Origin of the sequence: Pseudoalteromonas nigrifaciens (assembly GCF_002221505.1) — a bacterium.
GTDB lineage: Bacteria > Pseudomonadota > Gammaproteobacteria > Enterobacterales > Alteromonadaceae > Pseudoalteromonas > Pseudoalteromonas nigrifaciens.
The window spans coordinates 1,469,459-1,482,791 of the sequence record NZ_CP011036.1 but is presented as its reverse complement, the minus strand read 5'-3'; the positions used below and the strand labels follow the sequence as shown (position 1 = coordinate 1,482,791).

Annotated in this window: 19 protein-coding genes; all 19 read right to left on the bottom strand. The window is 44.4% G+C overall.

Annotated features, from left to right (window positions below):
- Positions 1-690 (bottom strand): hypothetical protein, encoded by a 690-nt coding sequence (locus tag PNIG_RS07275; protein ID WP_089368153.1) that lies wholly within the window; start codon positions 688-690, stop codon positions 1-3.
- Positions 690-1,181 carry a baseplate complex protein gene (locus PNIG_RS07270; protein ID WP_089368949.1) on the bottom strand — a complete coding sequence of 164 codons (492 nt, stop codon included), beginning with the start codon at positions 1,179-1,181 and terminating at the stop codon, positions 690-692. Before PNIG_RS07270 ends, PNIG_RS07275 begins: the two co-directional genes overlap by 1 nt.
- 2 nt (positions 1,182-1,183) lie before the next feature.
- Positions 1,184-3,637, bottom strand: coding sequence for a phage tail-collar fiber domain-containing protein (locus PNIG_RS07265; RefSeq protein WP_089368152.1), 2,454 nt, complete (start codon positions 3,635-3,637; stop codon positions 1,184-1,186).
- A gap of 18 nt (positions 3,638-3,655) precedes the next feature.
- Complete coding sequence (locus PNIG_RS07260) at positions 3,656-4,288, bottom strand: hypothetical protein (RefSeq protein ID WP_089368151.1); 633 nt, start codon at positions 4,286-4,288, stop codon at positions 3,656-3,658.
- Positions 4,285-5,481, bottom strand: a complete 1,197-nt coding sequence (locus tag PNIG_RS07255; RefSeq protein ID WP_089368150.1) for a baseplate J/gp47 family protein — start codon at positions 5,479-5,481, stop codon at positions 4,285-4,287. The genes PNIG_RS07260 and PNIG_RS07255 overlap by 4 nt, the downstream gene beginning before the upstream one ends.
- Entirely contained in the window at positions 5,481-5,816 is a 336-nt protein-coding gene (locus PNIG_RS07250) for a DUF2590 family protein (protein ID WP_089368149.1), read from the bottom strand. The genes PNIG_RS07255 and PNIG_RS07250 overlap by 1 nt, the downstream gene beginning before the upstream one ends.
- Positions 5,813-7,573 carry a phage tail tape measure protein gene (locus PNIG_RS07245; protein WP_089368148.1) on the bottom strand — a complete coding sequence of 587 codons (1,761 nt, stop codon included), beginning with the start codon at positions 7,571-7,573 and terminating at the stop codon, positions 5,813-5,815. The genes PNIG_RS07250 and PNIG_RS07245 overlap by 4 nt, the downstream gene beginning before the upstream one ends.
- Positions 7,574-7,720: a DUF6890 family protein gene (locus PNIG_RS20025; RefSeq protein WP_167376931.1), complete on the bottom strand. Its 147-nt coding sequence runs from the start codon at positions 7,718-7,720 to the stop codon at positions 7,574-7,576.
- 41 nt (positions 7,721-7,761) lie between these two features.
- Entirely contained in the window at positions 7,762-8,025 is a 264-nt protein-coding gene (locus PNIG_RS07240) for a putative phage tail assembly chaperone (protein ID WP_089368147.1), read from the bottom strand.
- Between the two features lie 2 nt (positions 8,026-8,027).
- A complete protein-coding gene (locus PNIG_RS07235) occupies positions 8,028-8,282 on the bottom strand; it encodes a hypothetical protein (RefSeq protein WP_089368146.1) in 255 nt (84 codons plus the stop codon).
- The gene (locus PNIG_RS07230) at positions 8,279-8,668 is read right to left on the bottom strand and encodes a 3TM-type holin (protein WP_089368145.1); all 390 of its coding nucleotides are present in this window, start codon (positions 8,666-8,668) and stop codon (positions 8,279-8,281) included. The genes PNIG_RS07235 and PNIG_RS07230 overlap by 4 nt, the downstream gene beginning before the upstream one ends.
- Positions 8,669-8,670: 2 nt before the next feature.
- The gene (locus tag PNIG_RS07225) at positions 8,671-9,222 is read right to left on the bottom strand and encodes a pesticin C-terminus-like muramidase (RefSeq protein WP_089368144.1); all 552 of its coding nucleotides are present in this window, start codon (positions 9,220-9,222) and stop codon (positions 8,671-8,673) included.
- Positions 9,223-9,226: 4 nt separating this feature from the next.
- Positions 9,227-9,427, bottom strand: coding sequence for a TraR/DksA C4-type zinc finger protein (locus PNIG_RS07220; protein ID WP_089368143.1), 201 nt, complete (start codon positions 9,425-9,427; stop codon positions 9,227-9,229).
- Between the two features lie 15 nt (positions 9,428-9,442).
- Positions 9,443-9,892, bottom strand: coding sequence for a phage protein (locus PNIG_RS07215; protein WP_089368142.1), 450 nt, complete (start codon positions 9,890-9,892; stop codon positions 9,443-9,445).
- A gap of 11 nt (positions 9,893-9,903) precedes the next feature.
- Positions 9,904-11,010, bottom strand: a complete 1,107-nt coding sequence (locus PNIG_RS07210; RefSeq protein ID WP_089368141.1) for a DUF2586 domain-containing protein — start codon at positions 11,008-11,010, stop codon at positions 9,904-9,906.
- 4 nt (positions 11,011-11,014) lie between these two features.
- Positions 11,015-11,671, bottom strand: a complete 657-nt coding sequence (locus PNIG_RS07205; RefSeq protein WP_089368140.1) for a phage virion morphogenesis protein — start codon at positions 11,669-11,671, stop codon at positions 11,015-11,017.
- A complete protein-coding gene (locus PNIG_RS07200) occupies positions 11,668-12,150 on the bottom strand; it encodes a phage tail protein (RefSeq protein WP_089368139.1) in 483 nt (160 codons plus the stop codon). Before PNIG_RS07200 ends, PNIG_RS07205 begins: the two co-directional genes overlap by 4 nt.
- Entirely contained in the window at positions 12,147-12,596 is a 450-nt protein-coding gene (locus PNIG_RS07195; protein ID WP_089368138.1) for a head completion/stabilization protein, read from the bottom strand. The genes PNIG_RS07200 and PNIG_RS07195 overlap by 4 nt, the downstream gene beginning before the upstream one ends.
- 111 nt (positions 12,597-12,707) lie before the next feature.
- Complete coding sequence (gpM, locus tag PNIG_RS07190) at positions 12,708-13,319, bottom strand: phage terminase small subunit (RefSeq protein WP_089368137.1); 612 nt, start codon at positions 13,317-13,319, stop codon at positions 12,708-12,710.
- Positions 13,320-13,333: the final 14 nt, after the last annotated feature.

Below are 13,333 nucleotides of genomic sequence, written 5' to 3'. Positions count from 1 at the left end.
TTACCAACTTATCTTCATGTTTGTGCCTTGAAACTCAACAGCGGTTATACGCTCGCCGTTGGCTATAACGTTTGGGCGTATCATTGGGGCTGCTGCCATTTTTGCGGTTTTACCTGCTTGATGATCGGTCATGAGTTCGTTAGCTATTGATACGGGTTTATCGGACCAAAACGAATCGACATAGCTGCCCACATAAACTTTACCGTTGCCTTGTTGATACCATACAAAATCGGCAATGCGAAATGCACGGCCGATGTTGTTTAGCATGGCATAGCCTGAGCTATCAGAGTAAAAGCAAGGTATTGATGTATTGGCGTAAGTTTTATCGGGTATTACAAATTCAACGCCCGTTTGTGCTGTGATTTCGTCAAGCACTTGGCGCATGGTTGGATGGCGCAGCATTACTGTTAAATTATAAGCGAGTGATGCCGACCACTCACGGCAAAATAGCGTATACCAGCCGTTTACGGCTGGCATTACACGTTCAACATAGCCGTTAAATACGCGGTCGACCATATTGCCCCAACCAAGATCAACCGCAACCGGTGCTAACTTAGCAACGTTTTGGTTAACTGTTATTTGGCAGTTACCTGGCGTTGATGCTTGCAGCACTATCCAGTGGTCTTTCATATCAACTTTTGAATCGTTGATATAAGCGCGGGCAATAAAACGAGCGTTTGCGGTAGCCATTACACGGTTCTCAACGATTCAAAGTTTTTTTGTAGATGATCACCAATATTTGCATATTGCACATTGCTTTTACCGCCCTGCTGGTTTGCTTCGGCTGGGGGTGTTCGCTCTTCCACTTTTTCAGGCACAGAACGGCATTCGCTAAGGGTAAAACTAACAGACCATTGGCGGGTAGTTTGCTGCTCTACAGCTTCAATTTTGCTGCTAAAGCGTACTTGTTTAACCCCCAGTGCACTGGCCGTATGATTACTTATGCGAAAAATAACCCGTGCACCACTTTCGGTGGCTTCGGCCATATCAAATAATTGTGCTAAGTGCTCAGCTTGAGTGAATGTTAAAAAACCACTCACAGCCAATGTTTTAGCTTTAATGCCCGTTTCGGCTTGGTCGGTGCTAGACGACTGGCCGCTAGCGTCTTCACTGGCAAGCTCTTGGCTTGCCGTAATACGAAGTGACTTAAGGGTAATTGATAATGAGTTAAGTGTTAGCATGACTAACTCTTCAAACAAAGTATTGACGCGTTTACAAAAAAACCATTCCCTAACCCTGTTTTATATTTCCATGAAAATGATTTTCTTTCCATTATAGTCAAGCCATTGATTGATTCATTTGTACTTCTAACTACATGTATATTAACAAATAAAATTCTACCAAAACCACTCGGGGCATTTATTTCTACCTCACCATTACTATCTATTTCAATTTCACCTAAATCTATTAAATTTATACCATTGTTTACATTAAAATTAGTTTCGTTACCATCGGGATATAAGAAACCATTTTCAAACCTAGCACCTGTAGATGATACATTTTCCCATATTGAATTATTTGATTTCATTTTAAAATATTCCCCACTTTCAATATACCCACCATCTAAGCTTATTCTCGTCTCTTTATTTGGCTTATGGAATACAGGAGTTTCATTTGTTGATTGTCTTACCGTAGAGCCGCTAAATTGCGTGTTCTTGAATGCCAAAACACCGGGTGGTATAGTTGAGAAATATGCTTGATCTAAAAATGGTACGTTTGAAACTCTGCTGGCATCTATTTCAAAGTGATTTTCCTTGCTGTTTCCTAACTCGATGCGCAACTTCATATCTATATACGAAGGCACAATTGAATTATATCTATACATTGCCTCTACTGCCTCTATGCCATACTCAAATGACACAGATCCTAACCCTTCATCTCTAAAAATAATTGCTATTTCATCACTTTCATAATGCTCATACTGCATTCTTATAGCTTGGCAATACCCTTTGAATTTAGAGTAAACAACATTTTCAATGTCAAAAGGGTGTATTGTGAAATCAAAATTTGTATTAAAATCTAAGCTTGTACATGCACTACCTGCGGACCCTATAGAAAGAGGCTTTAAAGCCCATCCTTTATGGCACCACTCTATGTTTACTTTACCACTACCATTAAAAATACTTTTCCCATATATTGCATTTTCGCCATATGATAAAATAACATCAATTTCAAAATCATACATATTCCCTAAGTACAAACAAGTTGTATTTCTTCCTCTTCTATTCGGCAGCTTGCCGTCGCTGCCAACTAAAGAGCTAAATCGAACTGGTAAACCTCCCTCTAACCTTACTCCTTTAACAAAGGTTTTTTGCTCTCCAACTGAAAGCACTTTCTGACCCTCTATTTCATCTTTAACAATGCCTGTTCTTAGGAACCCCCCACCTCCTGCTGTTTTAATTCTTAATGGTTTTAAATCTAACGATCGGACAAACTTAAACTCTCTTCTAATTGCTATATCTTCTGAGCTATCAATTACAAACTTTATGTTCTTTTCTATGAGTATATCTCTTACACTATCTAGAATGTCTATATTGAACAGATCATAAGCTACATCCCCTGCAACTATCCCTAAATTTTTTTCAGTAACTTCCTTATCCATCATGAGTTTACCTATAAAATCATTCTCGTATAACTGTATTGCTAATGTGTTATCTACAACCTCTTCATTTTTTTTTCTAACTTTATAAACTGCATTCCTTTCATTTACTTTAAATTCTTGATCTAACTTTAATAACCTGTCTTTTTTTGCATCGTCTAATTTTTCAAAAGCTCTTACTGAGCTATCCTGTCTTAAATTAAATTTTATACGCTTCTCTTCAACCTCATTATAACCATGAATAATAGCCAGCTTGGCCAAGAAGTGCTTTCTGCCTTGCTCATCAATAAAGTCGTCTATTTCAACATCCGATGTATAACATTGGACACGTGGCGCCCATGTTGATGCTGCATCGCCTTCAAAATAAGCATCCCCATAAACGTATTTTGGGTATTCACTAACATTTAAATAAGTAACTTCTTTAAGCTCAGCTCGTAATCCATTTATGTAACCAACGCCTGGCTTTATTTCAAATGAGTTAAGTGCACTACGCGGTGTTACTTTAAAGCCATCATCAATAAATGAGTCTACACCGTTTAAATCTTTGGCTAATTGCTGGGTTAGCTCGTCCATGCCGCTTAGGCGCGCGGTAAAGTCTAGTTGCCATGTTTCTGGCGCTACGTTAATACCCGTTAAATCCGCTATACCTGAATATTCAATACCAAAGTTACGGTTTAGGGTGTTACCCGCCGCGCCTGGTTCGGTAATTGTTTTGGCGGTGCTTGGTATGTGGTTAATAGCTACTAATGTTTGGTTTACTGAAGAAAACAACCCCACCCAATTAAATTCGAACGGGCCTGTTACGCTGTCTAGCACGGTTGAGTAAACCACTACGTTTTCGTTAATGCGGCCTACTTGCTGCACTATTTGTTGATGCACTATATGATCGCTTGGTAAAAGCTCATCGCGGTTAATTGGTGCTGCTGGGTCTTGAGCGGGTACGTTTGCAAAAATAAACGTGTCTATGTCTAGTTGCTCATTAGCTTGCGCTTTTTCAGCAAAAAGCTTTTCACCTGCAATTGTAATTACTGAAGCCATGTTAATTCCTCTTTTGTTTTAGCTAATAAGCTGTTTATTTGTTGCAATAATAAAATGTGATTCGTTATCCATTAACGCCAATCCAAGCTTTGGGCTCATGTCGTCATTGAGCTTTGCAAAGCCGGTTAGGCTGTCTAATGCAAAGTCGTTTGGCGGTGCAATAAGTGGCATGCTGGCAATTGTGTCGTATTGGTAGCGCCGTGTTGTTCGGCCGTACTGTCTGCAGATGTTATCTATAAGCTGGTTTCGCTCGGCTAAATCTGAGTCTAAAAGCTGTAAACTCACTACATCCCAATCGGTTTCGCTTACTCGTTCGTCAATGGTGATCCACGGCGTACCGAGTTTTTCAAACATAAAATACCACCCCTCTTTACTGCCTGCTCCTTTGGCAAATTGCAGGGCGTATTTAACGCGGGTGCGGTACATTAGCTCGGTTTCGTTGGGTATTTGGCTAATGTCGCGCTCCCATGCGAGTAGGTTTACTAGCTCTAGTTCGGCGGTCATTGGGTCTAGCTGCCTTGCAGGCCATGCCAGTATGTCGGCTACGCGTTGCCAATAAATAACGGCTGCTTGGCGTAGTTTGTCTAGCTCGCTTTTGGGGCGGGCTAGCCAATACGGCATTTTGGTAAGCGCTTGCCAGTTTATGTTCATAGCGCATTACCGTTTTCTATGGTTAGCGCGGTTAAGCGCGGCACGTTGTTTTGGCTGGTTATATCGGTTTGGTGCCAGTTTAATGAGTCGATACCGTCAAACTCTTTGTGTAACTCTTGGCTTAGGCGGCTAAAGCTAAAGCGGCTAGCGGGCTGCGTTTTAGTTACTGTGTAGTCGGTGTTTTCTCTAAACGCGCTGCGTATAAAGTTTTCAACATTGGCGAGCAATGCCGTTACTTGGGTTTCGAGCAAGTAGGCGTGTGGGTAAATGGTTACGCCTACGCTTACATTAATGCCTGGCATGGCCATTACTTGTAAGTCGTCGCCATGGCCATGAAAGCCTTTTGCCATAACATAGTCGTTTAAATCATCAATTAGGCTTTGGCTGGGTGTGCCTGTGTCTAATAAAATATAGGCGTTTGCAGTGCCCGGGCCACGCGGGGCGTCGTGCTCAAAAAATATGTTGTCGGTATCAAGGCCTGATCGCTGCGTTAAAATAGCGCGGTAAACGGCGTCAATGTGCCACGGCGCTGCGGCGGTAAATGCGTTGCGGGTACGTAGTTTTAAATCTTGGTTTGTTTCTGCGTCGGCACCGAGTGCATCAAGCCAGTGTTCGTCGTTTATAGCGCTGCTAATGCCTGTTACCGCTTCGGGTAAAATATGGTAATAACCTGCGCCTAGGTTGTAAGCTGCGCCTGCGTTTTCGGCAATTACTGGCACTAATACGCTGGTTTGGTTTTCAGGCAATATTACGTCGTTAATGGTTAGCACACGGTAAACCGTGCCGTTTATGGCATCGGTTTGTATTACTGTACCGGCGCTAATTAATAAGCTGGGGCCTGTATTGGCGGCGCGGTTAAAACGCACTTTGCCTTGTGTGCGCTCTTCGCTTTTTCGGGTTAGGTCGTGCTCCCACGCTTTGGCTTCAATAAATTGGCTGTCGGTGGCTGTTTGTAAAAACAGGTTTGGCAGTATTTTTTCAATTAATACTTTGTTTACTAACCATGTTGCAGGTTTTGCCACAATGGCGCTAATAAGTCGCCAAAATGGTGAATATGGCGACTCGTTTGCAATAATACTGCCGCTTGCGTCTACGTCTTGTTTAAATAGCGTTTTCCAACCTTCCTCAGTAGTGGGAATGCCTGCGTTTTCTACAATGCGTTTAAAGTCGATTATTGGGGTTAGGTCAGCCATTATTGTGCCTCGATGATCAATGATGAAATAGCGCCAAACTCGATGGTTTTAGCAGTTACCCACCACTGGCCTTTGTTAACTTGGTTTTGCTCAACTTGCACGGTGCCAGGCATAATGCGTAAGTCGTCTTCAACCAGTAGCTTTATTTGCGTTTGGGTGTCTTGGGTTACGCCTGTTCCTCGGTCGCTTACTAATAAGTTTGCAAGGCCGGTGTCTAAAATTGCGTGCACTATGTCTTGGGCTATTACGTCGCGGTTGCTTAAATACGTTGGGTTGTTGCCTGCGTCTAACACCACATCGCCGTTTTTAATATGTAGGTCGCTATAAATACTCATGACTGCATTTCCACAAAGTTCATAAAGTTAGTTTCGCCTTTGGCTGGGTACACGTTAACAGTGCCAACGCTGGTTGATTTTTGTTGGTTTGCGTTACTTATTTGCTGAGTAATACCGCCTTTTTCGGCTTTACTTCTAATTGGCTCTATTGCGTCGATGCTTGATGTGCTGGCATTAGAGCCTGAGCTTATTAGTTCTATGTCTACGCCGGGCAGCATGTTTATTTTGTCTATCCACCAATTTAGGTAGCCAGTAAATAAATTTTTAATGGTTGACCAAACCGAGGTAAACACGCCTACAATTGCTTTTATCCACCCCCATTCGCCCATAGTTGCTTTTAGGTCGTCCCAGTAATAAATCAATGCACCCACGGCGGCAATAGCGGCAACTATTCCTGCAACAATTAATAAAATTGGATTGGCGTACATAACAATGTTAAGTGCCAGCATTGCGCCTTTTAAAAATGTTAGCCCTGTGGTTAGTGCGGTGGTTATACCGCCCCACACCATTGCGCCTACTGTCCATGCAACTATGGCCATTTTTCCTGCGCCCATCATTAGCGTAAATAATCCGCCTGCAGCTACAAGGCCAAGCACGCCAACGGCGGCGTAACCTATCCATTTTGTTAAATTAGGGAATGCTTCGGTAAACCACACAACGCTGGTGCCCATGTCGGCAATCATGCCTACAAAGTCGTTAAATACGGGCAGTATTGCGCTGCCCCATGCAGCGCGAATTACATACCAGCTTTGGCTTAGTCGCTCGCTTTGGTCGGTCATACTCATTGCCATTTTTTCGGCTTGTTGCATGCCGGTTACATCACCTAGGTCGTTTATTGATTTACCTAGGCCATCAATGTCGTTCATTAATAAGTTTATGGTGGCTACGGCTTCGGCTGAGCCAAATGCTTTTTTAAGTGCGTCGCCTTCTGCTACGTCTATGGTTTCGCCGTACTTGCCTTTTATTTGGTTTAGTATGTCGACCATTGGCAGCATTGCGCCTTGGCTGTCGGTAAAGGTTAGGTTGAGTGCGTCTTGCGCTTTGCCTACTCCAGCTAAAAACGATTTGTATTTTGTGCCTGCTTCACTGCCCGACATGGTTGCTTGCAATGTGCCTAGTATGGCCATTTGTTCGTTCATGCTTATACCGGCACTGGTTGCTTGTGCACCAATGGCGGTAAATGCGCCCGACATTTCTGTACCTGTGGTTTTAAACGCTTGTACTGCGGTTGCGGTCATGCCGGTTAGTTGTTCTACCCATTCGCCTTTGCCCATTTCGTTGGCTTGGTTTTTAAAAATACCGTACATGGTGCCCATGTAATTGGTAATAGTGCCTGCGTCTGACTTAGTGGCCGCAGCTAATACGTTGCTCGATAGCGTAAATGCCGATAAGTCGGCATCGTTTAGCCCGGCAATGGCACTTTGTATGTCGTAACTCGATTTAACAAATTCGGTAGACGATTTGCCGTACTTAAGCGCAAATTGGTACGAGGTGTCGGTAAGTTGTTTTAATGCAGACTCGCGCACACCAAGCGAGCTTACTTCGCCTAGTGCGCGGTCCATTTCTATGGCTGGCATGAGTGCGTTTTGTAGTGCATAACCACTGGCCGCAATACCCGCAACGCCCGACGCCATTTTCATGGTGCCAGCTTGGTAGTCGTTGGTTAACCCATTAAGGCTACTGCTTATTTTTGCAATAGGCTTAGTAATTTGGTCAATCATACCAACGGTAAACATTAGCTGTTGCGGTAAACTCATTTACTTGCCTCCAAAGGCTTTGCACACTGCATTGGCAACGAGTGTTTCTAGGTCTTCACGCTGGCGTTTTAAAAGCCATGCAGCACGAGCAATGTTTAGTTCGCTGTCGTCTTCGTGCGGGAGTATTTTCCGCCGATACGTTAGCAATTGCTCGATCTGGTTGTTGTCTATGGCTTCAACCAGCGCATTTATTTTTTTACGCTAATTTCAATTGCTGGGGCAAACTCCTGCTGTAGCAAGCCACAAATTTGCATTGCTGCACCTGGCGAATCGTCGAGTACTTTACGTAGCTTTTCTTTGTCTTCGTCTACTACTGATCGCATTACAAAGTTATGCGCTGGAGCCACTTTGTTGTTTGGCATAATGTCGTTTAGGTAACCGTTATAAGTTTCGGTGGTTACTTCAAAGTTGATGTCGTTTGCGCCAAGTGTTAGTACAACGTGCTTTTTCATGGTTATTCCTTAGATTTGGTGAATAGTTTTTCGAGTGTTTCAAATCCGTCTTTAATGCGGCTTTCCATACGATCAGTTAATTTTTCAAAATCGGGTTTGGTGGCGTACGTTTCGGCCACATGGGTTTTGTGGTCGCTTAGCTCTTTGGCCGTTGCTTTGTGGGCGTTAAATAGGCTCACTAACAGCGGCACTAATACGGTTAGCACTAGGCTAATAAAGGCAATGGCTACCATTATCCAGTCGGCTACTTCTTTCACTTGGCTACTCCTTTAATTTTTTCTACTGTCCTTAAACTTGCTAGGCCAAGTAATGCGAGGGTTAATTCCATCATTACATCTGTTGGCAGTTCTGGCGTTCCGGCTTCAGGCATAATCCATTGCAAAATAGGGTTTATTAAAAAAGTAAACAAAAAGCCAAAACCACACACCCAGAGTAAAAAAGGGCGTGCACCCGCTACAAAAGTTGAGCGGTGTTGTGCTGCATGGGTATTTGCTAGCGCTTGCATTAGCAGCGGTTTTTGCTGAATCTCTGCTAAATCGTTGCTTAGCTGCTGGCGTTCTTCGTCTGATGTGAATAATGCATCGCCCGCTTTGCCAATGGCTTCTATTGGGTTGCCATTAAATACTTTTGAAAACCAGCCCATGATCAGCACTCCGCTTGTTGTAAATAAGTAGCTTCACGCCAGCGGCGCGTTGTGTATCGGTCGCCAAAGTTAACCAGTTCGTCAATCATGGCTTGCGTGTTTTGGGTTATGGCCGTGCGCCAAAAGTTAGGGCAACGCTTGGCTAAATTGCCATATTGAAATGCCACCGACGCAATAACGGTTTGCATAGGTTCTGGCAGTTGCTCAAACTTAATGGCTGAATGCTTGTTGTAAGTAGCAACTAGGTAATCGGTTGATTGCTGCTTAACGCATAAATCAATAATGGTTGCTTCATTTTCGTTAATGTTAAGCGGGTTTTGCTTACATGCTTTTAATGCTTGGTTGCCTTTTAATAAGCAAAAACGCTTTAATTTATTAGCAATAAATTCGGGCAATAAGTATTTCAATGCAGCTTCGTCGCATTGCCCAATATCAAAGCCAGTGGCAATGGTTACTCCAGATTTAGAATTGGCTGCATCGGGCACATAGCCGTTTAGTTGCGCGCCGCCTTCTAGCTCTGAAATAAAATTGTAATTCACTTTAATATTGTTCATTTTGCTACTCGCTTAACGATTGGCACGGTACGCAGCGCTGCACACCTTTTATGGCTTTTTGTCGCGCTTTTGGTATTGGGTCGCCGCAATCAATGCAGTCCGTTGCACTAATAACGCGGCTGTTTTTAAGTCCGTTTAGGCGCTGATCAACAAAACGTTTTTCAGCGCGTTCCTGTGCAATTACTAGGTGGTCTAGATCATCCATTTACTAACTGCCTTTTTATTGCACTATGTTTTCAATTTCTTCGCTGCGCAGGTACGGCACACCGTTGATATTTACAAAGTCGGGGCTGGTTACATCAAACGGTATTTTAAACAAGCTGGCGCTGCCGCCTTTTTTGTCTATGTCTAAAATGTCGCTGAGTTTAATGCGGCAACCAAAGGCTTCTACTTTCATTTCGTCTTTGCTGGTTTTGGCATAAAACAAAATGTCGAACGTTTGCATGCCGCGCCAGGAACCGGCGCTTTTTGCAGCATCTGATATGAGTGCAAAGTTACTGGCGTTAACCGATAGTTCGCCGCTGGCTGCTACATCGCCATCTACAAAGCCGTCTGGTACGCCGCCTGTTTGGCTTACAGCACTGTTGTCGGTAATAGCTAATGATGCGGTGTCAACTTGCACCATAATGTCGCCCAAATTCACGTTAAAATTCATTCCTGATAAACGCATGATCAGTTCTCCTAGTTGCTGCTTAAATCAAGCATGATGTTGACGGTAATTTCTTTAGGGCTGTTGTATGGGCGTAGCACCATGTAAATAACCACGGTTTTATTGGTGGTCCATACAATTGAAATATCGCCTTCAATTGGCGGCTGTATTTCACCGGGGAACTGGGTACCTAAAATAGTGGTGCTTTTGCTCATGGCGCGTAGCGGTTTCATAAAATACGCTTTGTTTAGCTCAATGCTGTTTGGCGTTGAGTTAAGCGCGCGGTTTGCTACACGGCGAATGGCTAATACGCGCACTTCGCGGCTGGCTTTATGCACTGGGCGTAGGTGCTCTAGGTATTGGTAGTCGCCGCCTTCTGCGTCTAGCGTTTGGGCATCGCTCCAGTAGGTGCCTTCAAAATCGCTGTACCATTGCGGCACGCTCATGCGGGCATTGGCTAGGGTTTCTAGTGTTGCTAGCGATAGTGGTTCGCTTTCGCTGTCAACCGGTGCTGCGCCTAGGCCAAGTACGCTGCCAGTGGCTACGCGCATTGGGCTGTCGGCAATGCTTACGCTACGATCACATAATCGCCCCGCTAATACGCCTACGTTATTGCCGTGTAATTGCGGTACAGGTACTACTAAGTGCGCGGCAACACCTGCTTGCAGTGCCACGGTTGCGGCTTCATAAGCGGGCCATGTTTGCGTGGCAACATCTATGCCTGGCACTGCAATTAATGCAGATACAAAACGGCCTAATGTGGCTTTTAACGATTCTAGGTGATCATGAATAGTGGTAATTTCGGCGCTGGTTTTTTGCTCGTTACATACAATAACCATTTCAAAGCTTTGTACTTCGTTGGCGCGGTCAATTGCGTCAATAATGTTCTCGGCTTCGGCTAGTGGGTAAACCGCTGCCGTCCAGTTTTGGCCTGCGTTTTTTTGCGCTGCAATAAGCTGATCGCGCAGTGGGCTATCGGCAAATGTTTTGCTTAAGTCGGTTTGCGCGCCAATGCTAAACAATTGGCTTTCTTCGGCTGCATCACCTGCGCGGCCTACAAATAAAAAGTGGCGTTCGATGGCACTAATGTCACCCTGCCCCAAATTTAAATTATTAACTTGCACTTTACCTAGTGACATTAGTTTATCCTCGTTTATTAAGGTTGTTTAAAATTTGTGCTAATTGCGCTTGCACGTTTTGCGGTGTGTCGCCTAAAAACGGGCGGGCTTTAACGGGTATGCTCCAGCTATTACGTGATTTTTCGCCGCGTAATTTGCTTAAAATTAAGGTCGCTTTGCCGTGATTAAGGCTTGCCATAATTTCTTTTATGGTTGCGCGTCGGTAGCCTTTACCTTTGGTTTTACGTACTTTGTACCCTTCGGCCGATAACGCTTTAGCTTGGCTGCGGGTGCATGGTGCTTTGTAATCTGGCTTGCCATGAATACGGGCCATACGGGCGGCGGTCATTTTTTCGCTGCCGCCTTGTTGTTGCAGCGCGGCTACTCGTCCGGTTAGGGCGTTTTTATGTTTTAGCTCTAAGCGATTAGTGGCTTTTACGTAGGGTTCTAATGTTTTACCCATGCGTTTAAGCATTTTTCCTTTTTTGCCATTTGCACGCGGGGCAAACTTAGTGCCGGTTAGCGTGGTTTGCGCGCGTATGCGTTGGCGCGCTAATTTGCGCTCGTATCGGCCAAGGGTTTTAAGTAAGCGAATGCGTTTAGTACTAGGCAATGCCAATAGCTGCAATTGCTGTTTTGCACTGAGTGCTTGTTTACTATTTGGGGTGATCACTAAGCTCATGATTGGCCCTTAATATTTACGTCTACGTCTTCGGCTATGCTAATTGGGGCTAGCGATACGTAATAACGTGCATCGTTAAATAATACGGGGCCGTTGTCGGCGGGTATTAGCTCGATGTCGTCAATTAGTTGCACGTCGATTAGCACTGTTGCGTTGTCTTTGCTTACTACGTCAATGTCTATTTCGGGGTCATCAAGGCCGTATTCGTCACGTGGCCAGTCGCTATCTATTAAAAAGGCACTCACCATTGCTAGTAAGTTGTATGGGTTTACTTTGCGGTGCGGAAAATCTTCGATTGCTATAACCGCTGTGTGTTTCCACTTTGCTACTGCGTAACCGTCTTGGCCTTTGTCTTCGCCGCTTATTATTAGTGTGCCGCGCTCTTGCCATGCGTCTAAATTATTGGTGTGTATTGCGCCTTTTAGGCTTTGCAATAAAAAGCTGGTTAGTTGCTGCAATTGGGTAATTGTTTGGCTCATAGCAATTGCACTCCTGCGCGGCCAAGGCCAAGCAATAAACGAATGCTACGGTTAGATTGCGCCAGTATTGCGTTTTGTTGTTCAACATCGTCGGCTTTGTTATTTCCTGCGGCTTTTTGGTCTACCGATGAAAAATACCCCATTAAATCTGAGTGCGAACGTGCATACACGGCACCACGGTAAACGCTTTGCTGGCTGGGGCTAAAGTTAGGCACGCCGTTTGTTTGGGTGAAAGCAACGTCCGTGTTTTCTTTCGCAATGTATTTAAGCAGTTGTTGTTGTACTTCGAGCACGCTGCGGTTGAGCGAGTCTGCTAGTACGGTTTCTTCAAAAAACTCAGGTATGCGGCGATGATCGCGAAATTCACCGGTACTTAATGCTGGCCAGCCGCTGGTTGCATCTATTGCAATGCTGTTTTGTGCTGTTGCTTCAAATCCAAATGACATACCGCATACCTTAATAATTTGGGTTCAGTGCAGTTAGCGTCTTAGTGGTTTTTTAACGGTCGCCCGTTAAAACACTCGGCTAATGCACTGGAGGGTTGGGAGTAATGGCTATTACTGGGCGTTTAGCTCGGCAATGGCTCTTAATCTCATGGCTATTTTGTTTCGTACTGTTTTTACTTGTGCGTGCTTATGTAGCTCTGCTGCTTTAGCTAAGTAGCCGTCGGCCTGCTGTAGCCTTTGCACGTCGCCAACGGTTGACGGGCTAATGTCGCCATTTTTGCTGCGCAGTAACGCAAGGCCCGCAAACTTGTAGTACTTAGCCGTAACTTGCTCTGGTAATTTCCAATGGTTCGCAACGTTGCTGAACACTTGGCCAAAATACGGCTCAATGCTGTGGCCTTTTTCTGCTTGGGTTTGCGCCCAATCAAAAACAGTGTCGGCAATAAAACCAGGCCACTTGCGGCGAATGCTGCTAGCCATGGGCTGGTTAAACTCAATGGCTCTGAAACCAAACTCAAGCCCACGAGCGAAGTTGCCAACATCAAACATCCAAATCGTGCAATACGCGAAAATCGGGTTGTCTTCATTTTGCTTTCCTTTTTTTGCTAAGTAGTCTTCAACAATGGGTAACCACTTTGGCAATAACACCTCACGTTTGTGGGTGATTTTGTCGGCGCGGGTTACATAGCTTTTTAAGCGTTTTAGGTCGTCTTCTAATTCAATAAGCTGTAAGTGCA